This is a genomic window from Pseudarthrobacter sp. 902506025 (genome assembly GCF_040702325.1).
GTDB lineage: Bacteria > Actinomycetota > Actinomycetes > Actinomycetales > Micrococcaceae > Arthrobacter.
This window is the reverse complement of the sequence record NZ_JBFBKW010000008.1, coordinates 69,817-94,532: the sequence shown is the minus strand read 5'-3', so window position 1 is coordinate 94,532 and position 24,716 is coordinate 69,817. Positions and strand designations below refer to the sequence as shown.

Genomic DNA, 24,716 nt, shown 5'->3' with positions numbered 1-24,716 from the left:
ACCAGTTTGGTGGGGCCCACAGTTGGTTAACGTACGACGGCGGGAGGTTGCCGGAGTGCCTAGTCGTCGCCGCGCAGGATGGCCAGCAGGCGGATGATCTCCACGTACAGCCAGACCAGCGTGACGGTCAGGCCGAAGGCCGCCGTCCAGGAGAAGCGCTGCGGGGCACCGTTGCGGACGCCCTCTTCGATGCTGGTGAAGTCCATGATCAGCGAGAAGGCTGCGAGGCCGATGGCGAGCAGTCCGATGAAGACGCCCAGCGGGATGCCGAAGATCTCAATGCTGCGCATGCCGAAGGGTTGCTGCAGGACGCCTGTCCACATCATCACCATGTTGACCAGGGAGAACACGGCATAGCCGATGATGGCGATCATAAAGAACCGCATGGCCTTCGGGGTGGCGCGGACCTTCCCGCTCTTGAACAGCAGCAGGGTCACGGCGAACACCGAAAGCGTGCCGACAACTGCCTGCAGCCCGACGCCGGGGAACATGCCATCCAGGATCCGGGTCAGGCCGCCGAGGAAGAGACCTTCCAATGCGGCGTAGGCTAGGATCAGCGCCGGCGACGGCTGCTTCTTGAAGGTGTTCACCAATGCCAGGACGAAGCCGCCCAGGGCGCCGACGATCATCAGCATGGAAGCCAGGCCCGGCGCCACCACCAGGGTGACTGCTGCGCCGGCAATCACCGCGGCGAGGCAGGCAGCGGTCTTCATGATGACGTCGTCGAACGTCATCCGGCCAGTATCCGCGGGGCCCGCCGAGGGCTGGCTGTACATCTGCCGCAGCTGTTCGTCGGTCATGCTCTGGGGCTGCGTGCCCCAGCCCTGCTGAGCGTACGGTTGCTGGCCGTAAGGCTGCTGGCCGTAAGGCTGCTGGCCATAGGGCTGCTGGCCGTACGACGCCTGGCCGTAGGGAGCGCCGTAGGGAGCCTGCGGGACAGGCGGTGCCTGGGTGGCTCCACGGAAATTCTTTCCGTTGAAGATCGGGTTGCCGCCAAGTGCCATTGCGGGATTCCTCCATGTGGGTGTGGGTGATGAGCTTGTGGTTACGCTACCAATTCCCACGTGGGGGCCGCCGCGAAAGTTCCCAAGGGGCCCGGTTGCAACCGAACCGTGACCGTTGCCGCCGGTCCGGTACCGGGCCCCATCAGGCGAATTAGCCCACGCCCAGGTAGGCCTCCTTGATGGAGGGATCTTCCAGCAGTTGCTTGCCGGTGCCGCTGTGGGTGATTGCCCCCGTCTCCAGAACGAAGGCGCGGTGGGCTCCGGCCAGGGCCTGGTTGGCGTTCTGCTCCACCACCAGGACCGTGGTGCCCTGGTTGTTGATTTCCTTGATGATCTTGAAAATCTGGCGGATGAACTGTGGGGCGAGGCCCATGGAGGGCTCGTCGAGCAGCAGCAGTCTCGGATTGGACATCAGGGCACGTCCGATCGCCAGCATCTGCTGCTCACCGCCGGACATGGTTCCCCCAAACTGCTTTTCCCGCTCCTTCAACCGGGGAAACAAGTCAAAGACGCGGTCCAGGTCCTTGCCCACACCGCTTCTGTCCTTGCGCCCGAACGTTCCCATGTCGAGGTTCTCCATGACGGTCATGCCAGGGAAGATGCCGCGCCCTTCGGGGGCCTGGGAGATTCCGTGCACCACGCGGATGTGGGCCTTCATCTTGGTGATGTCCTGGCCCTCGAAGGTGATCCTGCCCTCGGAGCAGTTCAGCAGGCCGGAGATGGTCCGCATGGTGGTGGTCTTGCCGGCACCGTTGGCCCCGATCAGCGCCACCACTTCGCCTTCGTCGACGGTGAAGGAGATGTCCCGCAGGGCCTGGATTCGGCCGTAGTGGACGGACACTCCCTCAAGTTCAAGCAACGTCATCTTCAGGCTCCCCTAGGTAAGCAGCAATAACACGCGGGTCTTCGCGGATCTCCCGCGGCAGTCCGTCCGCGATCTTCTTCCCGAATTCCAGTACGACAATCCGGTCTGTCACACCCATGACCAGCTTCATGTCGTGCTCGATCAGTAGCACGGTGTAGCCCTCATCCCTGATGGTGCGGATCAGCGCCATCAGTTCCTCCTTTTCGGCCGGGTTGAAGCCGGCTGCCGGTTCGTCCAGGCAGAGGACCTTTGGATCAGTGGCCAGGGCGCGCGCAATCTCAAGCCGGCGCTGGTAGCCGTACGGCAGTTGCCGGGACAGGACGTGGGCATGGCTGCCGATGCCCACGAAGTCCAGCAGGGCCATGCCGCGCTCGATGGCCGACTTTTCCTCCTTGATATGGGTGGGCAGGCGCAGCAGCGCCCCGCCGACGCTGGTCCGGTGCCGCGCGTCCAGGCCCACCACCACGTTCTCCAGGGCGGTCATCTCACCGAACAGGCGGATGTTCTGGAACGTGCGGGACAGGCCCAGCCGGGTGATCTTGTGCTGCTTGATGCCGTTCAGGACCTGCCCCTCCAGCACCACTTTTCCGCTGGTGGGCTTGTACACGCCGGTCATCGCATTGAAGCACGTGGTCTTCCCGGCGCCGTTGGGCCCGATGAGGCCAAGGATCTCGCCGCGCTTGATGTTGAAGCTGATGTTGTCCAGTGCCACCAGGCCGCCGAACTTGATGGTCAGGTTTTGCACCTCGACAATGTTGTCGCCCACCTTGACCGCAATATCGCGGTCCGGGGCCACCTTCTCGGCCAGTTCCTGGTCCACTCCAGCTTCGGCGAGGGCCTCCATGTCCAGCTCCGGCGCGACGGGAGCCGCCGAGCCGTCCTGGACCGTGCTGTCCTGGGCAGCGCCGTCCTGGGCCGGCTGCTCCTCCACACTGCTGGAGCCCGCGTGCCTTTCCTCGGAGCTCATGCCTCCGCTCCTCTCTGTCCGGCCGCCTGGGTCCCGGTGCCGGCTGGTGGATTGTTCGAGTCTTTCGGCTCCGTGCCATCGCGGCTGGTGACCTTGTTGAGTGCCGTCCTGCCGTACGCCAGCAGCCGCTGCCGTGCGGGCAGGAGTCCCTGGGAACGGAAGATCATGATCAGCACCAGCGCAATCCCGAAGATCAGGTACTTGTATTCGGCGATGGCCGTGAACCTCAACGGGATGTAGCTGACCAGGGCCCCACCAAGGATGGCGCCCACCTTGTTGCCGGCACCTCCCAGCACCACTGCGGCGAGGAACAGGATGGATGTGGTGACGTCGAACTTCTGGTTGTTGACGAACCCCACCTGCCCGGCGAAGAGTGCACCGGAAAGGCCGCCGACGGCAGCGCCGATGGCGAAGGCCCACACCTTGTACTTGAAGGTGGGAACACCCATGATTTCCGCAGCGTCCTCATCTTCGCGGATGGCAATCCAGGCGCGGCCCACCCGGCTGCGTTCCAGGTTGCCCACCAGGAGGGTGACGATGATGATGATGGTCAGGGTCAGCCAGTACCAGGGCACACCGTTTGAGTTGGAGAAGATCGGCGTCCCGTCAGCCCCGTCACCCGGCGGGTGGCCGACGTTCTGGAAACCCACCTGGCCCTTCATGGCAGGAATGATGGTGGCCAGGATACGGATGATCTCGCCGAAGCCGAGCGTCACGATGGCGAGATAGTCCCCCCTGAGCCGGAGTGTGGGCACGCCCAGCATGACGCCGAAGAACATGGTGACTGCCATGGCCACCGGAAGCGTCCACAGGTAAGGGATGTGCAGGTAGGGCGAATCCGGGCTGGTCAGCATGGCGGCGACGTACGAACCCACCGCAAAGAAGGCGACATAGCCAAGGTCCAGCAGGCCGGCGTACCCCACCACGATGTTGAGGCCAACGGCGATCAGCGCAAAGCGTGCCATGTCGAAACATGCCAGGGCGAAGTTGTTGCCGGGTTCGGTGGTGATGATCGGCGGGTTGAGCAGCGGCAGCAGGTAGGCCAGGACCACCACGATGACCAGGAAGGCCCACTGCTGTTGGCGGGACAGGGCGTGCCAGCGGTCGGAGAAGTAGCCGGGCTTGCGTTTGCCCTGCTGCCGGAGTGCGCTCCTGCCCGGGGCTTTCGGCGATGCTTCGCGGTCCTCTGCTGCCTGCTCGGCGGCCGCTGTCTGCAGCGGCGTGGGGCCGTCCGTCATACTCATGCTTTGCTCCTTCCAAGGGAGGTTCCCAGGATGCCCTCGGGCCGCAGCAGCAGCACGAGCACCAGCACCACGAACGCCACGACGTCGGTCCACTGCGAATTGCCCAGCAGGATCTGGCCGTAGTTGCCGATCAGGCCAAGGAGCAGTCCGCCCAGCAGTGCCCCGCGCACGTTGCCGATGCCGCCAAGCACCGCGGCAGCGAACGCCTTGATGCCCAGGACGAAACCACCGCTGTACTGGACACCGGACGGGATTTTCATGACGTAGAACAAGGCGGCGGCTCCTGCGAGCAGGCCTCCGATGACGAAGGTGGTAATAATGATGCGCTCTTTGTTGACGCCCATCAACGTGGCGGTGTCGGGGTCCTGGGCGACCGCCCGGATGCCGCGGCCTGTGCGCGACTTGCTGATGAACCTGTCGATGCCCACCATCATGATCACGGCGGCGATGATGATCACCAGCTGCTGCGAATCGATGATGGTGCCGAAGACGTCGAAAATGGGGGTGGGCCGGAACATGGTCAGGGCCAGTTCAGGGCTGGGACCGCGCCACAGGTAAATGAGGTACTGGATGGTGAAGGAAGCACCAATGGCGGTGATCAGGAAGACCAGGCGGGGTGCGTTCCGTTGCCGCAGGGGTTTGTAGGCGATCCGCTCCAGCAGGAACGCTGTCACGGCTGACGCCACCATGGCCAGGACCAGCGCCAGCAGCAGGTTCAGAATGATGGCCCAGATGTCGAGCCGGGGAGCTGAGGGGCCGAAGCCAAGGCTGCTGAGGGTAAAGAAGACTGCGTAGCAGCCAACGATGAACACTTCCGAGTGGGCGAAGTTGATCAGGTTCAGGACGCCGTAAACCAGGGTGTAGCCCAGTGCTACGAGCGCATAGATGGCCCCGAACGTGAGGCCGTCAAACGTGGCACTCCAGAAGTTCTGGGCCAGGGACGGTATGTCGAAGGTGATCCAGTCGTTTTCCATCGGGAGTAGTGGGACAAGAGAGGGAAGCATGGGAACATCCTGATCCAGTTGCACGCGGCCTTGTGGGCCCGGCCGTGGGACTTGTGTCTATTGACGTTGCTTGGTCCTGGGCTGCTGCCAAGCGAAGAAAAGGCTGTGGGGGCCCGCTGATGCTGGCCCCCACAGCCGGTTCGTGCTGGTTGCTACTCCCCGATGGGGCCGATGGGAACGATCTTTCCGTTCTCCACCTTGTAGCCGTAGACGGTCGGGGCCTGGAGCTCGCCCTTGGCATCCCACTTGTAGTGCTTGCTCAGGCCGTCCTTGTCGTAGGCCTTGACCCAGGCCAGCAGGTCCGCACGGCTCTGCTTGCCTGCGTCAATGCCGGAGAGGAGGACGGTTGCGGCGTCGTAGCCCTCGATGGAGTACGTTCCGGGTTCCGCTCCCTTGGAGACGTCCTTGTAGGCCGAGGCGAAGTCGGGGATGAGCTCACCCGGCAGGCAGGGGCAGGTGAAGTAGGCGTTGTTGGAAGCGTCGCCTGCCTGCTTGATGAACTGGTCATCCTTGACACCGTCAGGTGCCACGAACGTTCCGGTGAATCCCTTGCCAACCAGCTGCTGGTCGAACGGTGCGCCTTCGGCGTAGTAGCCGGCGTAGAAGACGGCGTCGGCCTTGGCGTTCATGATCTTGGAGATCACGGCGGAGAAGTCCTTCTGCCCTGTGGTCACCTTCTCCGTTCCGGCCAGGGCGCTGCCCAGGCCCGCGGAGGTGGAGGTTCCCAGGCCAATGCCGTAGTCGGAGTCATCCTGGACCAGGTACACCTTCTTGGCGCCGAGCTTGCCGGTGAGGAACTTGGCGGCTGCGGGGCCCTGGACGGCGTCATTGCCGAGGCCGCGGAAGAAGGTGGTCCAGCCGTTTTCGGTCAGCGTGGGGTTGGTGGCCGACGGGGTGATGTGGACCAGGCCCTTCTGCTCGAAGATGTTGCCCGTGGCCTTGGATTCGCCGGAGAACGGAAGGCCGATCACGCCCACGATGTCCGACTCGCTCACCAGCTGGGTGACGGGGCCGGTGGCCTTGTTGGGGTCGCCTTCAGTGTCGAACTTCTTGAACTGGACCTGGCAGCCCGGGTTGGACTTGTTGTGCTGGTCAATGGCCAGCTGGATGCCGTTGAAGATGTTGACGCCAAGCTGGGCGTTGGGGCCGGTCTGCGCGCCTGCGTAGGCGAGCGTGGTGGTCGCGGGGCAGGTCGCCTTGCCGTCCCCGGCGGGCTTAACCGCGCCGGCAGGGACGTCGACTTTCGAAATGGCGGGGATATTCACCTTGCTGGACGATCCCGAGCTTTCGGTGGTGCCGGGGCCTGCCTGGTTGGCACAGGCCGACAGCAGCATGCTGAATGTGGCTGCCGCTGCCAACGAGGTGAGGACTTTCTTTCGGTACATTTGTCTGCCTTCCGAAACAGGGCCATGCGATGCGCGTGCGGATCAATGGGGCGCTTCGGCGCCCGGAATGGGACCAGGTATTCCTGATTTAGGTTCAAGCTAGTGCATAGACAGCGGCGAAACTAAGTGACTGAGGTCACAGCCTTATAACAGTCGTTGCATATGCGGAATTAAACGCCGGAAGCCGCCTGCTGTGCAGGCGGCTTCCTGGTGTCCAGACCCCGGCGGGCGCCGGAAGGGACAGGTTGTACCCCAGGTGGGACTCGAACCCACAACACGCGGATTTTAAGTCCGCTGCCTCTGCCAATTGGGCTACTGGGGCGCCGGGTCAATGGTACCTGCCCGGGACGCGTTGGCTGGAAACGCCGACGGCGGCCGCCCCCGCAAAGGGGACAGCCGCCGTCGAACGCCCTGAAGCGTGGTGGAACAGGCGCGCTACTTGGCGTTGGCCGCTACCGTTTCCTTGGGAGCGGCGGCGGTGGCGCTGGAGCCGGCAGCCGGCACCGCTGCGGGAGCGGCGGCAGGCTTCGGTGCCGGGGTGGCTGCTGAGACGAAGGCGCCGCGGGGGTTGTCCAGGTCCATCAGCTGCGTGGTGTCGCGTCCGGCGAAGAAGCCGATGATCCAGTTCAGGATGACGCGGAACTTGCGCTCCACCGTGGGCATGGCCATGCCGTGGTAGCCGCGGTGGGCCAGCCAGGCGAGTCCGCCCTTGAGGCCGATGCGGCCCAGGAGGTTGATGTTGGCAACGCCCTTCCATTCGCCGAAGCCTGCTACGGCACCAAGGTTCTTGTGCTTGTAGTCGGCCAGCGGCTTGTCCCAGCGGGAAGCCCACAGGTTCTTGGCCAGGCGCTTGGCCTGGCGCAGGGCGTGCTGGGCGTTGGGGACGCAGGTGCCGTCCGGGAGGCCCTTGCCGGTGAGGTCCGGAACAGCGGCGATGTCGCCGGCGGCCCAGGCGTTCTCCACGATGCCTTCATCGCCTGCGATGCGCAGGTCCGGCAGGACGCGGACGCGGCCACGGGGTTCGAGCGGGAAGTCGGTGGAGCGGACCATCGGGTTGGCCTGCACGCCGGCCGTCCACACCAGGGTGTCTGCCTCGAACTCCTGGGCAGGAGTCTTGTCCGGGAGGTTGATGAGCTTCAGGGTGCCTTCGGCGCTGTCCAGCGAGGTGTTCAGCAGGACCTCGATGCCGCGGCTGCGCAGGTGCTCAACCACCCAGTCAGCCTGCTTGGCCGTGACCTCGGGCATGATGCGGCCCATGGCTTCGACCAGGACGAAGCGGACTTCCTCCTGCTTGATGCGGGGATTGTTACGCACGGCGGCGCGGGCGAGGTCTTCCATTTCGGTGATGCACTCGATGCCGGCGAAGCCGCCGCCGACCACCACGAAGGTGAGGGCCCTGGCGCGGGCTGCGGGGTCCGTCATGGTGGAGGCAACCTCGATGCGCTCCAGCAGCTTGTTGCGCAGGGCCACGGCTTCCTCGATGGTCTTCAGGCCGATGCCCTTGTCCGCCAGCCCCTTGATGGGGAAGGTGCGGGTGATGGCGCCGGCTGCGAGCACGACGTCGAAGTAGGGAACCTCAAAGTTCTCGCCGCCGTCGGCAGGAGCCACCACGGCCGTCCGGTTGACGTGGTCGATCGACGTGACGCGGCCCTGGATGAGTTCCGTCTGCTTGAGGTGCTGGCGGTGGGAGACCACTGCGTGGCGGGCTTCGATGTTGCCACCTGCCACCTCGGGGAGGAAGGGCTGGTAAGTCATGTAGGGCAGGGGATCGACGACGGTGACGATGCCACCGGCATTCGCGATCTTCTTCTGCAGTTTCAGTGCTACGTACAGGCCGACGTACCCGCCGCCGACGACGAGTACCCTGGGACGGTCCTGGAGCTGTGGGGTGGTTGCCATTGTTCAAGGATACAGGAGTTTGTGAAAATCTTCACTAGCCGTACGGAGCCTCCGTAACCTAGGAATCCGGGCGGGATTTGACCCTTTCCATCACGCCCGTGTCGGGTTCTTCCACGGCAAGGGAAGGGTTGCGGGCAGCCCGTCGGAGCTGGACGGCAGCGGCGGCGATGATGGCCACGAACAGGGCGGCAAAACCGATGACGACGGCGGCGCCGATGGCACTGTCGCGCTGGGACGGCGCCTTCGCGGCGGGAACGGTGGCTTCGGGCAGCGTGGGTGCCGCACTTGGCACTGAGGTTGCGGTGGGCAGCGGCGTTGCCGGGGCGGCATTGCCGCGCCTGTGCACGCGGATCCACTCGGCGATGGTGCCCAGCGGATTGACTGAAACCTCCGGGACGTCAGCCTTGAGCGCTGCCTCGGCGTTGAGGATGCCGTAGCCGTACAGCGGATCCTTGCCCGGGGCTCCTGCGTCCTTCGCCGTGGAGACGATCCTGTTGATCACCTGTTCGGCGCTCATGTCCGGCCACTTGGACCGGATCAGGGCAGCAACGCCTGCGACGATGGGCGTGGACCCCGAGGTTCCGGCCCATTCGGCATAGCCTCCGGCCGGAAGGCCGCCCAGGAGGTTCTCGGCCGGTGCAGCCACCCCAATGCTGATGCCCTGCGAGGAAGCGTCCACGCTGGCCACGTTCTTGCGGTCCAGGCCGGCGACGGTGAGCACGCCCGGGATGGTGGCAGGGGCGCCCACCTGGGTATTGCCTCCCACCCGGTTCCCGGCGGCGGCGACGATGACCACGTCCTTCTGTTCGGCGTACAGGAAGGCGGCGTCCCAGCTCTGCGGCCACTGCGGCGTGGTGCTGCCGAGCGAGATGTTGATGACCTTGGCGCCGTTGTCCACCGCCCAGCGGACCGCCTCGGGAATCTGGTCCTGGTCGCTTTTGCCCGACGGATTGGCCGAGCCCAGCCAGGTGGAGACGGAGAGGAGCTGCGCTTCGGGCGCGACGCCGATGATGCCATCCGGGGGAACAGCCGGCCCGGGGCTGGGGCTGGGGCTCGCGCTGGCGGGCTGGTGTCCGCGGCCTGCGAGCATGGTGGCTACCAGGGTGCCGTGTTCAGGCTTGGAGCCGACGCTTTTCTGGCCGTCCGGCTGGCCTGAGCCGGAGGCATCGTAACCGCCGACAACGGCGCCTTTGAGGTCCGGGTGCTGGGCATCGATGCCGCTGTCGATGACGGCCACCTTGACGCCGGCGCCCTTTGACACTTCCCAGGCCTTGGTGATGCCCGAGTCCGCGAGCCAGTATTCCTTGTCGCGCCACTCGTCGGTGTGTGCGGCGGGGGCCGTGAACAGGCCGGCGAACAGGCAGCACGCGGCCAGCATGACGGCCATTGCGGCGGCCGCGGCACGGGACACGAGCGGGGTTGAAGCTGGGGTGGGATGCATGGGCTACCCGATGCTCAGCGCGATGCCGTCAAGGATGTCGTGCTCGCTTGCGGTAGCCGCGGCGACTTTCCCGCCGGTCAGCTCCCCCATCCGTTCCAGGATGCGGCGCCACACCAGTCCCCCGGCGCCGATGACGTCCACGCGGCCCGGATGCATGTACGGCAGCGCAGCCCGCCCGGCCCGGGTCATCCCCAGCAGGTCGGTGGCGGCGTCGCGGATGTCCCCGATGGGCAGCGAGGCCCCGTGGATGGCATCGGGCGAGTATTCGGGCAGGCGGAGCGCGTGCGCGGTGATGGTGGTGACGGACCCGGCAACACCGACGACGGCGGTGGCGCGTTCCAGGGGCACGTCGCGTCCGGCGCGGGCCATGGCTTCGTCCACGTCGGCTTCCGCGGCGGCAATCTGTTCGGCAGTGGGCGGATCGTTGCGCAGGTGGCGTTCAGTCAGCCGGACGCAGCCGATGTCCACGGACTTGGCAGCGGTCACGCCGGCCGCGGTGCCCAGGACGAATTCGGTGCTTCCCCCGCCGAGGTCCACCACGAGCACCTGCTGGCCGTCAAGGACGGGCAGCACGCTGCTGGCCCCGGCAAAGGACAACGCCGCTTCCTCGTCCCCGGAGATGACCTCAGGTTCCACTCCCAGCAGCTCCCTGACGCCGTCCACGAAGACGTCCCGGTTGCGTGCATCGCGGCTCGCGGAGGTGGCAACAAACCGGATCCGCTCTGCGCCATGCTCCTTGATCAGGCGGGCGTAATCGGCCGTGGCGCCAAGCGTGCGTTCCAGCGCCTCCGGAGCCAGTTCGCCGGTGGCGTCCACGCCCTGGCCCAGCCGGACCACGCGCATCTCCCGGACCACGTCGGTGAGCTTTGTGCCGCCGTTACTGCGGTCAATGTCGGCGATGAGGAGCCGGATGGAGTTGGTGCCGCAGTCGATGGCGGCGACGCGGGTCATTCGGATGCCTCTGCGGCTCCGGCGGATTTCCGGACCGGGGCGGGGCGGCCCACAATGTCCGGGAGCCCTTGGGGCCCGTGGCGGCTGAGGTCCCGGGATGGTGCCTCGCCGGTGGTGTCCCAGGCGCCGTCGCAGTAGCACTTGTCAGCAGTCCACCATTCGCTGATCATGTCCAGGGCCTGGTCCCCCAGGGGGTTGACGCCGCTGCCCGCTGCAAGGGAGTGGCCCACCAGGACATGCAGGCATTTGACGCGGGTGGGCATCCCGCCGGCGGACACGCCGTCAATTTCGGGGACCGGACCGATTCCGGAACGCCGGCCGATGGCGTCGCGGGCGGCAAGGTACTCCCCGTGGGCTGCCCGGTAGGCAGCGGCAAGCCCGGCGTCCGCGGCCAGTTGCTCGTTCATGTTGTTCATGACCCCAGCGGCTTCAAGCCTGGAAACCGCGGACGTGATCACCGGGTGCGTCAGGTAGAAGGTGGTGGGAAACGGCGTACCGTTGCTCAGCCGGGGCGCGGTGGCGGCCACGAGGGGGTTGCCACAGACGCAGCGGGCCGGAATCTCCACGACGTCGCGGACGGGTCGTCCCAGCTGCCTGCTCAGTACTTCAAGGTCGTGTGCTGTCGGTTGGCGGGATTCGTCCCGGGCGGCTGCCGTGTTGTGTTCCACTGTCGCGGGCCGTCCTTCCTGTGCGGTTCAGTCTGTGGCCGCGCGCCTGATGGACTCCCACAGGGAATCCACCCACGGCAGATCGGCGGGGTCTTGTGCTGCTGCGCCGGCGGGGCTACTGCTTTCTCCGGCCGGCTCATCGCTGCCAAAAACCCAGTAGCCGGTTTCGCCCGGCATAACCATGTTAATGCGGTCGCGGGCCTGCTGCTTGACGTAGTTGGGGTCCTGCCAGCGCGACACCTGCTGGCGGAGGGCGTCGCCTTCAGCCTGGCGTGCGGCGATATCCGCGTTCAGGGCGTCTATTTCGGCCTTCTTGTCGAAGAAGATCTTGACCGTGGGGGCCAGCATGACGGTGATGGCGATCATCACCACGGCCAGCGCGAGCATGCGGCCGGAAAAGGCCTTGGCGGGGACAGGATGCTGCTCCTCTTCGGGGCTGCGGGCGTCCTTGCCGTCAACGGGGCTGCTTCCTTTGCGCCCGGCGGTTGGCCTGGCCGCCTTGGCCTCCCCCGCTTTCCCGGGCCGGCCTGCAGCAGTTCCGCCCGCGTGGTTGTCCTTCGCAGGTGCGGCGCCTGCCGCGGCGCCCTTGGCCGGCCGAAAATCCGCCCGGATGACCTCGGCACCGCCGGAGGATCCGTCGTCGTCCGTTGCCTTGGTTGGACGGGCGGGGGCGACCTTGGGAACTTTGGGGCGGCGGGTAGCCATGACACTCCTGAAACGCAGCCTGCCGGGGCCGCCACTATCTGTGCTGGACGTTCACTGCTGAAGAAATGCTGCTGGAAACAACAGCGGTGGCTATGGTCTTTCAACCATAGCCACCGCGGATGGGTTTAGGCGGTTACTAGCCCTTGAAACGCGGGAAGGCGCTGCGGCCGGCGTAGCGTGCGGCGTCGTCCAGTTCCTCTTCGATGCGCAGCAGCTGGTTGTACTTGGCTACGCGCTCGGAGCGGGCCGGTGCACCGGTCTTGATCTGGCCGGCGTTGGTGGCCACGGCGATGTCGGCGATGGTGGTGTCCTCGGTTTCGCCGGAGCGGTGCGAGGTGATAGTGGTGTAGCCGGCACGCTGGGCCAGGCTGACGGCGTCCAGGGTCTCGGTCAGCGAACCGATCTGGTTGACCTTGACCAGCAGGGAGTTGGCGGTCCTGGTGTCGATGCCACGCTGCAGGATGGAGGGGTTGGTGACGAAGAGGTCGTCACCCACCAGCTGGACCTTGTCGCCGATGGCGTCGGTGAGGGTCTTCCAGCCGTCCCAGTCGTTCTCGTCCAGCGGGTCCTCGATGGAAACCAGCGGGTAGTCGGCAACGAGTTCGCCGTAGTAGGCGCTCATTTCGCTGGCGGACAGGGACTTGCCTTCGAACTGGTAGGCGCCGTCCTTGTAGAACTCGGAGGAGGCAACGTCCAGGGCCAGGGCGATGTCCTTGCCCGGGGTGTAGCCGGCGTTCTTGATGGCTTCGGTGATGAGGTCCAGGGCTGCGCGGTTGGACGGCAGGTTGGGCGCGAAGCCGCCTTCGTCGCCGAGGCCGGTGGACAGGCCCTTCTGCTGCAGCACGGACTTGAGGTTGTGGTAGACCTCAACGCCCCAGCGCAGGCCTTCGGAGAAGGTCTCTGCGCCGATGGGGGCGATCATGAATTCCTGGATGTCGACGTCGGAGTCGGCGTGGGAGCCACCGTTGAGGATGTTCATCAGCGGCACGGGCAGGACGTGGGCGTTCGGGCCGCCCAGGTACTTGTAGAGCGGCAGGTCGGCGGAGGCTGCGGCTGCGTTGGCGACTGCCAGGGAGACGCCCAGGATGGCGTTGGCGCCCAGCTTGCCCTTGTTGGGGGTACCGTCCAGGTCCAGCATGGCCTGGTCGATGCTGCGCTGGTCGGTGGCGTCGAACCCGGTCAGGGCGGGGGCGATCTGGTCGATCACGGCGTCGACGGCCTTCTGCACGCCCTTGCCCAGGTAGCGGCCCTTGTCGCCGTCACGCAGTTCAACGGCCTCGTGCTCACCGGTGGAGGCGCCGGAGGGAACCGCGGCGCGGCCAATCTGGCCGTCCGACAGCAGGACTTCAACTTCAACGGTGGGGTTGCCGCGGGAATCGAGGATCTCGCGGGCGTGGATGGCATCGATAAGCGCCATGAATTTGCTCCTTATGGGCGATTAACGGGGGGAATCAGGCAGAAAACTCGACGTACTCGTCACGGTCCAGCCTAGTCGAGAGTGCTCCGGGTTACTCAAACCGGTCAAGGCCGGGACGTCATGATGGCGCTTGGTCGCTTTGGTCACTCTGGTCACTCTGGTAGCGGCGGACGGCGGCATGGAGGGCGCGCTCTGCGTCCATGCCGTTGTCCCGCGCAGAACGGACGACGGCGAGCAGCAGGTTTCCGAGCTCCTCCTCGCCCTCGGGGACGGGAGTGCCCGCGGGGAGCCCAAGGCCCGCGCGTGCTGCACGGGCCAGGGACTTCTGCGCCCTGGCCAGCGCCGGGAGGGCCTGCGGGATGCCGTCGAAGGGGTCCTGCCGTTCCGGCTTTTCGGCCCGCTTGACGGCATCCCACTTCTGCTCGATCTCCGCCACGGTGGCCGGGAAGCTGTCCTGCAGGGAGCCGTCAGGCCGGAAGACGTGGGGATTCCGCCGGATCATTTTGGCAGCCAGCCCGCGCGCCACGTCGTCGAACGTGAAGGCGCCGCGCTCCTCAGCCAGGCGGGCATGCAGCACAACCTGGAGCAGCACGTCACCGAGCTCGCCCTGCAGCTCGGCGTCGGGGTGGCCTTCCTCGATGGTCTCGGCCACTTCGTAGGCCTCTTCCAGGAGGTATTCCACCAGCGACGCGTGCGTCAGGCCGCCCATCCAGGGGCAGTGCACGCGCAGCTGGGCGATCAGGCCCAGCAGTTCGGCTGTTGCAGAACTGCCGGGCCGGGATTCCGGATCAGCCAAGGTTGGCGTAGGCGTCGTTGATGTACTCCACCAGCGCCTCCTTTTCCTCCAGGGGCAGGAAGGATGCCTCGGCGGCGTTGAGGGTCAGCTCCAGCAGGTCATCGAGGTCGTAGTCGAAGGTTTCCACCAGCAGGTTGAACTCGTCGGTGAGGGTAACGCCGCTCATCAGGCGGTTATCGGTGTTGATGGTGACGTTGAAGCCCAGCTGGTAGAGCATGTCCAGGGGGTGGCTTTCGATGCCTTCGCCGAACTCCGCGATGGCGCCGGTCTGCAGGTTGGAGGAAGGGCAGATCTCCAGGGCGATGCCGCGGTCGCGGACCCAGCTGGAGAGGTCGCCCAGGGTAACCAGGCCAACGGTGTCCCCGGCTTCCTCGTCGTCGTCGAATTCCACCATGATGTCCTCGGCGATGCGGACGCCGTGTCCCAGCCGGAGGGCGCGGCCGTCCACCAGCGCGGACTGGATGCTCTCCAGCCCGGCAGCCTCGCCTGCGTGCACGGTGGCGGGGAAATTGTGCTGTGCGAGGTACGTGAAGGCATCCCTGAAGCGGCTGGGCAGGAATCCGTCCTCGGCACCGGCAATGTCGAAGCCCACTGCGCCCTGGTTGCGGTGGCGGACGGCGAGTTCGGCGATCTCCTGGCCGCGGTCGGCGTGGCGCATGGCGGTGATCAGCTGGCCCACCTGGATCTCGCGTCCGGTCTCGGAGACGGCCTCGACGCCGGCTTCCAGTCCGTCCTGGACTGCCTCCACGGCTTCGTCAAGGCTGAGTCCCTTCTGGAGGTGCTGTTCCGGCGCCCAGCGCACTTCGCCGTACACCACGCCGTCGTCCGCGAGGTCCTCGACGAACTCCTTGGCCACGCGGAACAGGCCGTCGTAGGTCTGCATGACGGCGACCGTGTGGTCGAACGTTTCCAGGTAGCGGACCAGGGATCCGGAGTCGGCTGATTCGCGGAACCACTGTCCCAGGGCCACGGGGTCCGTTGAGGGAAGGGTGTGGCCAACGGCCTCCGCCAGTTCGATGATGGTGGCCGGACGGAGTCCTCCGTCCAGGTGGTCGTGGAGGGAAACCTTAGGCAGGCTCTTCAGGTCAAAATCGATGGCAGGGGCAGCGTCAACAATGGGCTCAGTCACGTTCCCACCTTAGGGTGGGCCGCAGTTCAAAGCCAGCCGCTACTTGGCCGCGGGTCCGGCCTCTGCCGAGGGCACCACGAGGGCCTGCATGCCGGGCCGGTCTTCCTGCCCGGAACCGGAGGACCCTTCGGCCCACTCGTCCGCCTCGGGGGCGTCATGCCGGCCCAGCCGTTTGTGCCACCAGCGGAGCAGGTGGTCGATGAGCACACCCAGGACAATGGCGAAGACGACGGCGATGCCAGCGCTCAGCAGCGGGTTGTGGTGCAGCCACGGGAACGAGCTGGCCAACAGGCCGATGCCAAGGGAGTAGCCCACCCAGGTCACACAGGCAAAGGCGTCGAAGACGAAGAACCTGCGGTGCGAGAAGCCGGTGCTTCCGGCCACGTAGTTGACCGCCACCCGGCCCCAGGGGATGTAGCGGGCGGTGAAGATCAGTACCGCGCCGCGTTTCTCAAGTTCATAGCGGGCCCAGGCGAAGACTTTCCGGACCTTGGGCCGGCGCATCCATCCCCACCGCTCCAGGCCGATCTTGCGACCGAGCATGTACGCCATGTTGTCACCGGCAATGGCGCCGACCAGTGCAGTGAGCCCCAGGAGCCAGAGATTGGGTTCGCCGCTGTGCCGCGAGAAGGCTGCGAGCGCCACGATGAGGGTCTCGCTGGGGACCACCATGGCGAAGCCGTCCACGAAGAAGAACACCAGCAGAACCGGGTAAATCCACCACTGGCCCGCTGCATGGAGCACGGCCTCATTAATAAACTCCACGCGGTGTTGCTCCTGTATAAAAATGACACAGCCAAAGTGCCGCAGCCAAAGCGGAAATCGTTCCTAAGTGTCCCACGCTCCGGGCCCTGTCCGCTACGCCCCAATGCCCGGAATTATCCCTTAAACGCGCTGGTCAGGCGCCGGGTTCCCGGATCCGTTCCACCACGTTGGGTTTGCCCCGGAATTTGTTGATGACCAGGTCCACCACGATGCCCAGCGCTACCGCGCAGACTATGGCAATCGCTGCGCCGAGGACGTGGTTGTTCTCGAACCACTGGCCGAAAAACAGCCCGATCGCCACCGAGTAGCCGGCCCACAGGCTGGCAGAAAGGATGGTCAGGCCTACGAACCGCAGGTGCGGGTAGTGCGTGACCCCGGCGGTCAGGTTCACCGCCACCCGGCCGATCGGGACGAAGCGGGCCACCAGGATCAGCGATGCCGGCCGCTTGTGCAGCTCCCGGCCCGCCCAGCGGAACGCGCTTTGCATCCGCGGCCCGCGCATCCACGCCCAGCGCCTGGTGCCCACCCGGCGGCCCAGCAGGTACGCGATGTTGTCCCCGAGGAATGCACCCGCCGCCGCGACAAGGACCAGGAGCAGCGGGTTGGGAACATCCGCGGTGGCGGCCACGGCGGCGAGGCCCACCACCACGGACTCACTGGGAACGGGCGGGAAGAAGCCGTCAATGATGCAGCACGCCAGCACCAGGACCAGCACCCACGGCTGTCCGGCTGCGGCGAGGATGAAGTCATTGATGGCCTGCATGGGTCCCTATGATATTCGGTCGATGATGAGCTGCTGGGCGGGGCGCGAACCTTCCGGAGCGATGACCACTGCGTGTTCCAGGGCTTCCCGGGCACGGGCGAACCGCTCCGGAGTGTCGGTGAGCAGCGTCATCAGGGGCTCCCCTGCCCGCACGGTGGCACCGGGCTTGGCGTGCATGCGCACCCCGGCCCCCGCCTGCACGGTGTCCTCCTTGCGGGCCCGGCCGGCACCCAGCCGCCATGCAGCCACACCGACAGCGAGCGCGTCCAGTTCCACCAGCACCCCGTCGGCAGGGGCATAGACGACGTCGGATTCCCTGGCCTCCGGGAGCGCCGCGCGGGGGTCGCCGCCCTGGGCGGTGATCATCCGGTTCCAGACGTCCATGGCCCGGCCGTCCTTGAGGGCGGCGGCGGGGTCGGCGTCGTGGACCCCTGCACAGGCGAGCATCTCCTCGGCGAGCCGGACGGTCAGTTCCACCACGTCCTCCGGGCCGCCGCCCGCCAGCACCTCCACCGATTCCTCGACTTCGATGGCATTGCCGGCCGTGAGCCCCAGGGGGGTGTTCATGTTGGTCAGCAGCGCAACGGTGTTGACCCCCGCGTCCTTGCCGAGCGCCACCATGGTCTCCGCCAGTTCGCGGGCTTTGGCTTCATCCTTCATGAAGGCTCCGCTGCCCACCTTGACGTCCAGGACCAGGGAGCCGGTGCCCTCGGCGATCTTCTTGCTCATGATGGAGGAGGCGATCAGCGGGATGGCCTCAACCGTTCCCGTGACGTCGCGCAGCGCATAGAGCTTCTTGTCGGCCGGGGCCAGGCCGGCACCGGCGGCGCAGATGACCGCCCCGACGTCCTGGAGCTGGGCCAGGATTTCGTCGTTTCCCAGGTTGGCCCGCCATCCCGGAATGGACTCCAGCTTGTCCAGGGTGCCCCCGGTGTGCCCCAGGCCGCGGCCGGACAGCTGCGGGACGGCCACGCCGAACACTGCCACGAGCGGGGCCAGCGGCAGGGTGATCTTGTCCCCCACGCCACCGGTGGAATGTTTGTCGGAGGTGTATTTCAGGCCGCCGTCTGGTCGACGGAGGCTGGAGAAATCCATCCGCTCCCCCGAGGCGATCATGGCGGCCGTCCACCGGGCGATTTCGGCGCGGTCCATGCCGTTGAGCAGGATGGCCATGTTCAGGGCAGCCATCTGCTCGTCCGCGATGGCCCCGCGTGTGTACGCGTCGATGGTCCAGTCAATCTGCTCGGGGCTCAGCGTCCCCTTGTCACGCTTGGTGCGGATGATGTCTACGGCGTCGAACGCCTCTGCTTTGCTGTCGGTCACCGGGTCTCCTCCAGGTGTTCGGGACCAAAGGCGTCGGGCAGCACCTGGTCCATGGTCTTGATGCCGCGGCTGGTCATGAGCTGCATGCCGGGGGCGCTGAATTCGTACAGCAGCTGCCGGCAGCGGCCGCAGGGCATGAGGACGGTGCCCTCACCGTCCACGCAGTAGAACGCCCGCAGCAGTCCCCCGCCGGTCATCTGCAGTTCCCCCACCAGGACGCACTCCGCGCAGAGGGTCAGCCCGTAGCTGGCATTTTCCACGTTGCAGCCGCTGACGATCCGGCCGTCCCCCGTCAGGGCAGCGGCTCCCACCGGAAACTTTGAATACGGGGCGTACGCATTCTTCATGGCGGCGGCGGCGGCAGCCTCCAGGGCTGCCCAGTCCACCTGCTGTGTGTTGTCCACGGCGGTCATCCCTTGACGTAGGGTATGCCGTCGGCCGCGGGCGGCCTGGACCGTCCCACCAGGCCCGCCACCGCGACGACGGTCAGGGCGTAGGGCAGCATCGCCATGAACTGGCTGGGGACGGGAGAACCGATGATGGTGATGATGCTTTGCAGGTTGTCGGCGAAGCCAAACAGCAGCGCCGCCAGGAACGCGCCGATGGGATTCCACCGCCCGAAGATCATGGCTGCAAGGGCAATGTAGCCGCGGCCGCCGGACATGTCCTTGCTGAACGCATCCACCGACACCAGGGTGAAGAAGGAGCCGCCGATTCCGGCGATAGCCCCGCCCATGAGGACGTTGATGAAGCGGGTCCGGTTGACGTTGATGCCCACGGTGTCGGCCGCCTGGGGGTGTTCGCCCACGGCGCGCACGCGCAGGCCCCACTTGGTGTGGAAAAGGCCCACGTAGACCACGATCACGGCGACGTACATGAGGTAGCCCACCAGGGACTGGCGGAACAGAATGGGGCCGATGATCGGGATGTCGGCGAGGAACGGGATATCCACGGCCTGCAGCCGGCCGGGCTTGTTGAGGTGTTCGGGGTCCGCCGTGAGCAGGGTGGAGAAGAGGAAGCTGGTGAGGCCGCTGATCAGGACATTGAGGACCACGCCGACGATGATCTGGTTGACGAGGTACTTGATGCTCACGATGGCCAGGACCAGGGACACGAGCGCACCGGCGACTGCGGCCGAGATGAGCCCAACATAGACGTTGCCGGTCACGGTGGCGACGACGGCAGCGGAGAACGCACCGAGCAGCAACTGGCCCTCGATGGCGATATTAACCACGCCGGCCCGTTCGCACAGCACACCGGAGAGTGAGCCAAACACCAGCGGTACGGCCAGGGTCACGGCACCGGCCATGAGGCCGCCGAGGGAGATGGAGGGTTCGGGGTCACGGCCGCCGGCGACGATCCAGATCATGAAGCCGACGAGGAAGACCACTGCGAAAATGCCGCCCAGCCATCCGGGAGTGCGCCGCCGCTGCACGGTCAGGAAACAGGCGGACCCTGCCAGTGCGAGCAGCACGACGGAGCAGATCCAGCCCAGCGCCATCGAAGGCACAGTAATCTTTTCAACCCGGGCGACGCCGAGGGCGGCCAGGCCCAGGACGGCGACGGCAGCGATGGTGGTGGCGGGTATCCAGCGGTCTACTCCCCCGCCCTCCCGCCGCTGGCTGACCCAGCGGTAACCGACGTAGGCCGCGGCGGCCAGCGCCACGGCCAGGGTGACCCACGCCGCCGTAGAGGAGGCGTTCGGATCGCGGGCCTCGGCAATGCGGAAGCCGGCAGATTTTGGGTTGGCCAGGAAACCGAACAGCACGGTTCCCAGGATGGCGAGCAGGCCAAGGCCAACGCCGGCTTTCCAGCTCACCAGTTCGGTTGTGCCTGTCCGGCCTCCGGCGCGGGTGGCTCCGCTGGTGCTGCTGGTTCCCTTACCGGTGCCCGGCTGTTTGCCGGTAGGAGATTGTGTGGTGGCGCTCATGCTGCCGCTCCGCTCTTGACGCCGCCGGCACGCGAACCTGCGGTCCCACTCGTAGTGGTCTTCTTCTTACGGGGGTTGAGTCCGAATATCGCACGGACCAGCGGCGGTGCTGCGATGAACAGCACAATCAGGGACTGGATGACGAGCACAATGTCGATCGGCGTCTGTGTCTGGGCCTGCATTGCCACGCCGCCGGCGCGGAAGGCGCCGAACAGCAGGCCGGCGAAGAAGGTTCCCCACGGCGTCGAACGTCCCAGCAGTGCCACCGTGATGGCATCAAAACCGATGGAGGCAGCGACACCGCCGGAGAGGTACTTTTCCGTGCCGGACACCTGGGCCACGCCGGCCAAGCCGGCCAGCGCACCGGCGATCGCCATCACCAGGATGGTGCTGCGGGCTACGTTGATGCCAGCGGTGCGGGCCGCGCTGGGGTTCGCACCGACGGCGCGGAACTCAAAACCGATCGTTGAGCGGTTCAGCAGCCACCACACGAAGGCGGTGGCCGCTATCGCGGCCAGGAAGCCGGCGTGCAGGCGGAATTGCGGTCCGAGCAGTTCGGGGAACAACGCGGTGGAATCAAGGAATGGCGAGATCGGGTTCGTGGAACCCTTGCGCTGGAAAGCCGGGGTGGTGAGCAGGAACAGCAGCAGGAAGTTGGCGATGTAGTTGAGCATGATGGTCACGATCACCTCGTGCGCGCCGGTCCGTGCCTTCAGCAGGCCTACGACGCCGCCCCAGACCGCGCCGCCGACGAGGCCGGCCAGGATAACGACCAGCAGGTGCAGGCCGATGGGCAGGTGCCAAGCGAACCCTACGTAGGCTGCGAAGAGCGCGCCGAAGATGATCTGGCCTTGGGCGCCGATGTTGAACAGGCCGGCGCGGAACGCCAGCGCGACGCCGAGCCCGGCGCAGATCAGCGGGGTTGCGACGGTGAGGGTCTCGGTGATCGGGTACAGCTGGGCTGCCAGGTCGGCGCCGGCCCAGTTGAAGATGGACCCCTGTACCAGGGCAGTGTAGGGACGGATGACCTCGGTCAGGAGGTCCCCGGGCTGGGCGAAGAAGTAACCGGCCGTGACGGCGACCTTGGGGTTGGTCACTGCCATCAGGATGCCGCCGAGCACGATCGCCAGCAGCACGGAGAGGAAGGAGACCATGGCGTTGCCGGTGAAGATCTGGTGCAGGACGGAACCGCTTCCATCCCGGTCATGGTCCCGGCCGCGCCGCTGGGTGGCTGCCGGAACGGCAGACGGCGGCATCTGGCCACCGGCGGTGTCAAGGACGACGTCGGAGGCCACAGCCTCGGAGGTGGTGCCGCCGGGCTCCGGGGTGTCGACGGGCTCCGGGGCGCCGTTGCGGCCGGTGGGCCGCGGTTCCGGGGTTGTCTTTTCAGACATGGGATTCTCCTTCGTGGCCGGCAGGCTCCGATACCGCCGCTGTGGTGGTGGCGCCGGAAACAGGGGCGGCGGCGCTGGCTTCGGCTTCGGTGGCCGGGACACCGGCCATCATCAGGCCCAGAACGTCGCGGGACGTGGTGGCGGGTACGATTCCCACTAGCCGGCCGCGGTAGAGCACGGCGATCCGGCCGGCCAGCTGAAGTACTTCGTCCAGTTCTGTGGACACGATCATGACCGGTGTCCCGTGGTCGCGTTCGGCGATGACCCGCTTGTGCACAAACTCAATCGAGCCGACGTCGAGACCCCGTGTGGGCTGCGAGGCGATGAACAGCCGCAGCGGACGGGAGAGCTCACGGGCCAGGACCACCTTCTGCTGGTTGCCGCCGGAAAGGGTGCCCACCGCGGCGGACACGGAGGGCGTGCGGACGTCGAATTCCTCGACCTTCCTGGCTGCGTTCTCCGCGATCACGCCCGGCTTCATCCCCACGCCGCGTGCGAAGGGCGCTTTGTCGTAGAGGTCCAGGATCATGTTTTCGGAGATGGTGAACGTGCCCACCAGACCGTCAATGGTGCGGTCCTCGGGGACGAAGCCCACACCGGCACCGAGGACGTGCTTGACGCTCCTGCCCAGCAGTTCCTCGCCGTCGAGCGTGATGGACCCGGCCACGTGCGGCTGCACGCCAAGGATCGCCTCGGTCAGTTCAGTCTGGCCGTTGCCTTGCACTCCGGCGATGGCCAGCACTTCGCCCTTGGCGATGTCGAAGGACAGGTCATTGACCACGTGCTGGCCGTTGTGGTCCGTCACTGTCAGGTTGCGGACCTTGAAGGTCACGTCACCGGGCTTGGCGGGCGCCTTGTCGAGGGTCAGGCTCACCGTGCGGCCAACCATGGCGGACGCCAGTTCAGTGGGGGAAGCCGTGGGATCCGCCTGCCCCACCACCTTGCCGCGGCGGATGACCGTGATGGTGTCTGAGATGGCTTTAACTTCACGCAGTTTGTGGGAGATGAAGACGATCGACTTACCGTCGCGCTTCAGCTGCCGGATGATGTCCAGGAGCTCATCGGTTTCCTGCGGCGTCAGCACGGCGGTGGGTTCATCGAGAATGAGTACCTCGGCATCACGCACCAGCGCCTTGATGATCTCGACCCGCTGCTGGACGCCGACGGGCAGGTCCTCCACCATGGCGTCGGGGTCGACGTCGAACCCGTACTGGTCCGAGATGCGGCGGATCTTTTCGCGCGTGGCTTCCAGGTTGAGCAGGCCGGCGGCTTTGGTGGCTTCATTGCCCAGCGCCACATTCTCGGCCACGGTGAAGACCGGGATGAGCATGAAGTGCTGGTGGACCATCCCGATGCCGGCCGCCATGGCCTCGCCGGGGTCTTTGAAGACGACGGGCTTGCCATCAACCAGGATTTCACCTTCGGTCGGATCGTACAGGCCGTAGAGCACGTTCATCAGGGTGGATTTCCCTGCGCCGTTCTCGCCCAGGAGGCAGTGCACCTGCCCGGGTTCAACGACCAAATCAATGTGGTCATTGGCTACCAGGGACCCGAATCTCTTCGTGATCCCTTTCAGTTCGAGTTTCAAGACCCCAACCAATCTGTGTGTGTATGGATCTGCTCCGGCGCGCTGTCGGCGGCGAGGCAGCGGGTAGTCCCAGCCTAGTGTCACGGGTGGTTCCTGGGCAGGGCAGGAAGGCGGCAATGGGCACCGCCTGCATGGTGCCGGCGACCGTCTGTTGCCGGCAAAACAGAACGCGCTGCCCTTCGGCCGGGGTAACGGCGGAAGGGCAGCGCGCCCCGCGGTTCGGTGCTTACTTGGTGGGGCTGGACTTCGACTCGACCTTGACGGTGCCGGAGATGATGTCCTTCTTGAGCTGGTCCAGGTCGCTCTTCAGGTCTGCCGGCACGGCGGAATCCAGATCGTGGAACGGCGCCAAGGCCACGCCGCCGTTTGCCAGGGTTCCAATGTAGGGCGACGCGTCGAACTTGCCGTCCTTGTCGTCCTTGATGACTGTCTCCACAGCGGTGGACATGGTCTTCTGGACGGAGGAGAGGATCACGGACTTGTAATCCGGGGCAGTCAGGTAGCCATCGGAGTCAACCCAGATGAGCTTGGCGTCCTTGCCTTTGGACTTGGCATCGAGGATCGCGCTGCCCGCGCCGCCGCCAACGGGTCCGGCCACCGGAAGAACAATGTCTGCGCCCTGGTCAAGGAACCCCTGGGTCAGGACCTTGCCCTTGTCCACCTGCTTGAAGTCACCAACGAAGGTGCCGTCCTGCTTGTCCTTGTCCCAGCCGATGAGCTGGACGCTCTTGCCCTTCTTCTCGTTGTAGTACTTCACGCCATCGGCAAAGCCGTCCATGAAGATGGTGACGGTGGGAATGTTGATGCCGCCGAAGGTTGCAACCTTCCCCGTCTTGGAGGTGCCTGCTGCCAGGTAGCCGGCCAGGAACGCGGCCTGGGCAGTGTCATAGACGATCGGCTTGACGTTCTTGGGGAACGTGGGGTCGTTGTAGTCAATGATGGCGAAGTGGCTGTTCGGGTTGGCCGTCGCGATGGACTTGGTGGCGTCGCCGAGCAAGAAGCCAACAGTCACGGTCAGCTTGCAGCCCTGCTGGACCATGGAGCGGAGGTTGGGATCGTAGTCCGTGTCAGCCTTGGACTGGACGTGCTTTTCCTTGATGCCGAGGTCCTTCACGGCGCTCTGCAGGCCCTCGTAGCCGGACTGGTTGAACGACTTGTCGTCGAATCCTCCGGAGTCGGACACCATGCATGCGGTGTAGTCCGAGGCGGTCGCTGAACCGGAGGGCCCGGACGCAGACGGGGCGGCTCCGCAACCAGTGAGCAGCAAGGCGGACGCACCGAGGGTGGCCACACCGGCCATTGAACCGCGCTTGAAGCCGGCACGCAGTGATTTCTTCAATTTTCCTCCAGGGATGATGCGAGTGGCACTACGGGCGGAATTCAATGAGTGTCCGTTTCGGCGCTGAAATTCTGTTTTCACTGAAGGCACGCAGCACTGCGCCGGAGCGCACTGATGGCAATCACTTTAGTGGCCTGCG

22 protein-coding genes and 1 tRNA gene are annotated in these 24,716 nt (G+C 65.9%); all 23 read right to left on the bottom strand.

The window, feature by feature from the left end:
- Positions 1-59: 59 nt before the first annotated feature.
- The gene (locus AB0280_RS15020) at positions 60-1,004 is read right to left on the bottom strand and encodes a Bax inhibitor-1/YccA family protein (RefSeq protein WP_307488566.1); all 945 of its coding nucleotides are present in this window, start codon (positions 1,002-1,004) and stop codon (positions 60-62) included.
- Between the two features lie 151 nt (positions 1,005-1,155).
- Positions 1,156-1,869, bottom strand: a complete 714-nt coding sequence (locus tag AB0280_RS15015; protein WP_159632545.1) for an ABC transporter ATP-binding protein — start codon at positions 1,867-1,869, stop codon at positions 1,156-1,158.
- Positions 1,856-2,836: an ABC transporter ATP-binding protein gene (locus tag AB0280_RS15010; RefSeq protein WP_366367692.1), complete on the bottom strand. Its 981-nt coding sequence runs from the start codon at positions 2,834-2,836 to the stop codon at positions 1,856-1,858. The genes AB0280_RS15015 and AB0280_RS15010 overlap by 14 nt, the downstream gene beginning before the upstream one ends.
- Positions 2,833-4,080 carry a branched-chain amino acid ABC transporter permease gene (locus AB0280_RS15005; RefSeq protein WP_307488568.1) on the bottom strand — a complete coding sequence of 416 codons (1,248 nt, stop codon included), beginning with the start codon at positions 4,078-4,080 and terminating at the stop codon, positions 2,833-2,835. Before AB0280_RS15005 ends, AB0280_RS15010 begins: the two co-directional genes overlap by 4 nt.
- Positions 4,077-5,084, bottom strand: a complete 1,008-nt coding sequence (locus AB0280_RS15000; protein WP_159632548.1) for a branched-chain amino acid ABC transporter permease — start codon at positions 5,082-5,084, stop codon at positions 4,077-4,079. The genes AB0280_RS15005 and AB0280_RS15000 overlap by 4 nt, the downstream gene beginning before the upstream one ends.
- A 152-nt stretch (positions 5,085-5,236) precedes the next feature.
- Positions 5,237-6,469, bottom strand: a complete 1,233-nt coding sequence (locus tag AB0280_RS14995) for a branched-chain amino acid ABC transporter substrate-binding protein (protein WP_159632549.1) — start codon at positions 6,467-6,469, stop codon at positions 5,237-5,239.
- Positions 6,470-6,717: 248 nt separating this feature from the next.
- Positions 6,718-6,791, bottom strand: a tRNA-Leu gene (locus AB0280_RS14990).
- Positions 6,792-6,904: 113 nt separating this feature from the next.
- The gene (locus AB0280_RS14985) at positions 6,905-8,368 is read right to left on the bottom strand and encodes an NAD(P)/FAD-dependent oxidoreductase (protein WP_307488569.1); all 1,464 of its coding nucleotides are present in this window, start codon (positions 8,366-8,368) and stop codon (positions 6,905-6,907) included.
- Positions 8,369-8,426: 58 nt separating this feature from the next.
- The gene (locus tag AB0280_RS14980; RefSeq protein WP_307488570.1) at positions 8,427-9,809 is read right to left on the bottom strand and encodes a S8 family serine peptidase; all 1,383 of its coding nucleotides are present in this window, start codon (positions 9,807-9,809) and stop codon (positions 8,427-8,429) included.
- Between the two features lie 3 nt (positions 9,810-9,812).
- The gene (locus AB0280_RS14975; protein ID WP_307488571.1) at positions 9,813-10,760 is read right to left on the bottom strand and encodes a Ppx/GppA phosphatase family protein; all 948 of its coding nucleotides are present in this window, start codon (positions 10,758-10,760) and stop codon (positions 9,813-9,815) included.
- The gene (locus AB0280_RS14970; protein ID WP_307488572.1) at positions 10,757-11,428 is read right to left on the bottom strand and encodes a DUF501 domain-containing protein; all 672 of its coding nucleotides are present in this window, start codon (positions 11,426-11,428) and stop codon (positions 10,757-10,759) included. The genes AB0280_RS14975 and AB0280_RS14970 overlap by 4 nt, the downstream gene beginning before the upstream one ends.
- A gap of 27 nt (positions 11,429-11,455) precedes the next feature.
- A complete protein-coding gene (locus AB0280_RS14965; RefSeq protein WP_307488573.1) occupies positions 11,456-12,133 on the bottom strand; it encodes an FtsB family cell division protein in 678 nt (225 codons plus the stop codon).
- A gap of 136 nt (positions 12,134-12,269) precedes the next feature.
- Positions 12,270-13,550 carry a phosphopyruvate hydratase gene (gene eno, locus AB0280_RS14960; RefSeq protein WP_307488574.1) on the bottom strand — a complete coding sequence of 427 codons (1,281 nt, stop codon included), beginning with the start codon at positions 13,548-13,550 and terminating at the stop codon, positions 12,270-12,272.
- Positions 13,551-13,668: 118 nt separating this feature from the next.
- On the bottom strand, positions 13,669-14,259 hold the full coding sequence (locus AB0280_RS14955; RefSeq protein WP_307488788.1) for a MazG nucleotide pyrophosphohydrolase domain-containing protein: 591 nt from the start codon (positions 14,257-14,259) through the stop codon (positions 13,669-13,671).
- A 79-nt stretch (positions 14,260-14,338) separates the two neighbouring features.
- A complete protein-coding gene (locus tag AB0280_RS14950; protein WP_159632554.1) occupies positions 14,339-15,475 on the bottom strand; it encodes an adenosine deaminase in 1,137 nt (378 codons plus the stop codon).
- A gap of 39 nt (positions 15,476-15,514) precedes the next feature.
- The gene (locus AB0280_RS14945; protein WP_307488575.1) at positions 15,515-16,240 is read right to left on the bottom strand and encodes a DedA family protein; all 726 of its coding nucleotides are present in this window, start codon (positions 16,238-16,240) and stop codon (positions 15,515-15,517) included.
- 133 nt (positions 16,241-16,373) lie between these two features.
- Entirely contained in the window at positions 16,374-17,003 is a 630-nt protein-coding gene (locus tag AB0280_RS14940; protein WP_307488576.1) for a DedA family protein, read from the bottom strand.
- A 6-nt stretch (positions 17,004-17,009) separates the two neighbouring features.
- Positions 17,010-18,326 carry a thymidine phosphorylase gene (locus AB0280_RS14935; RefSeq protein WP_307488577.1) on the bottom strand — a complete coding sequence of 439 codons (1,317 nt, stop codon included), beginning with the start codon at positions 18,324-18,326 and terminating at the stop codon, positions 17,010-17,012.
- Positions 18,323-18,739 (bottom strand): cytidine deaminase, encoded by a 417-nt coding sequence (locus tag AB0280_RS14930; protein ID WP_364400921.1) that lies wholly within the window; start codon positions 18,737-18,739, stop codon positions 18,323-18,325. The genes AB0280_RS14935 and AB0280_RS14930 overlap by 4 nt, the downstream gene beginning before the upstream one ends.
- A complete protein-coding gene (locus tag AB0280_RS14925; RefSeq protein WP_159632559.1) occupies positions 18,736-20,256 on the bottom strand; it encodes an ABC transporter permease in 1,521 nt (506 codons plus the stop codon). Before AB0280_RS14925 ends, AB0280_RS14930 begins: the two co-directional genes overlap by 4 nt.
- On the bottom strand, positions 20,253-21,650 hold the full coding sequence (locus tag AB0280_RS14920) for an ABC transporter permease (protein ID WP_307488579.1): 1,398 nt from the start codon (positions 21,648-21,650) through the stop codon (positions 20,253-20,255). Before AB0280_RS14920 ends, AB0280_RS14925 begins: the two co-directional genes overlap by 4 nt.
- Positions 21,643-23,238 (bottom strand): ABC transporter ATP-binding protein, encoded by a 1,596-nt coding sequence (locus AB0280_RS14915; protein ID WP_366367687.1) that lies wholly within the window; start codon positions 23,236-23,238, stop codon positions 21,643-21,645. Before AB0280_RS14915 ends, AB0280_RS14920 begins: the two co-directional genes overlap by 8 nt.
- Before the next feature lie 226 nt (positions 23,239-23,464).
- Entirely contained in the window at positions 23,465-24,577 is a 1,113-nt protein-coding gene (locus tag AB0280_RS14910; RefSeq protein ID WP_159632562.1) for a BMP family lipoprotein, read from the bottom strand.
- Positions 24,578-24,716 lie beyond the last annotated feature (139 nt).

Coding starts and splice junctions, on each gene's coding strand:
- AB0280_RS15020 (WP_307488566.1), bottom strand. CDS start 1,004: ATGGCACTTGGCGGCAACCCGATCTTCAACGGAAAGAATTTCCGTGGA.
- AB0280_RS15015 (WP_159632545.1), bottom strand. CDS start 1,869: ATGACGTTGCTTGAACTTGAGGGAGTGTCCGTCCACTACGGCCGAATC.
- AB0280_RS15010 (WP_366367692.1), bottom strand. CDS start 2,836: ATGAGCTCCGAGGAAAGGCACGCGGGCTCCAGCAGTGTGGAGGAGCAG.
- AB0280_RS15005 (WP_307488568.1), bottom strand. CDS start 4,080: ATGAGTATGACGGACGGCCCCACGCCGCTGCAGACAGCGGCCGCCGAG.
- AB0280_RS15000 (WP_159632548.1), bottom strand. CDS start 5,084: ATGCTTCCCTCTCTTGTCCCACTACTCCCGATGGAAAACGACTGGATC.
- AB0280_RS14995 (WP_159632549.1), bottom strand. CDS start 6,469: ATGTACCGAAAGAAAGTCCTCACCTCGTTGGCAGCGGCAGCCACATTC.
- AB0280_RS14985 (WP_307488569.1), bottom strand. CDS start 8,368: ATGGCAACCACCCCACAGCTCCAGGACCGTCCCAGGGTACTCGTCGTC.
- AB0280_RS14980 (WP_307488570.1), bottom strand. CDS start 9,809: ATGCATCCCACCCCAGCTTCAACCCCGCTCGTGTCCCGTGCCGCGGCC.
- AB0280_RS14975 (WP_307488571.1), bottom strand. CDS start 10,760: ATGACCCGCGTCGCCGCCATCGACTGCGGCACCAACTCCATCCGGCTC.
- AB0280_RS14965 (WP_307488573.1), bottom strand. CDS start 12,133: ATGGCTACCCGCCGCCCCAAAGTTCCCAAGGTCGCCCCCGCCCGTCCA.
- eno (WP_307488574.1), bottom strand. CDS start 13,550: ATGGCGCTTATCGATGCCATCCACGCCCGCGAGATCCTCGATTCCCGC.
- AB0280_RS14955 (WP_307488788.1), bottom strand. CDS start 14,259: ATGGGCGGCCTGACGCACGCGTCGCTGGTGGAATACCTCCTGGAAGAG.
- AB0280_RS14940 (WP_307488576.1), bottom strand. CDS start 17,003: ATGCAGGCCATCAATGACTTCATCCTCGCCGCAGCCGGACAGCCGTGG.
- AB0280_RS14930 (WP_364400921.1), bottom strand. CDS start 18,739: ATGACCGCCGTGGACAACACACAGCAGGTGGACTGGGCAGCCCTGGAG.
- AB0280_RS14925 (WP_159632559.1), bottom strand. CDS start 20,256: ATGAGCGCCACCACACAATCTCCTACCGGCAAACAGCCGGGCACCGGT.
- AB0280_RS14920 (WP_307488579.1), bottom strand. CDS start 21,650: ATGTCTGAAAAGACAACCCCGGAACCGCGGCCCACCGGCCGCAACGGC.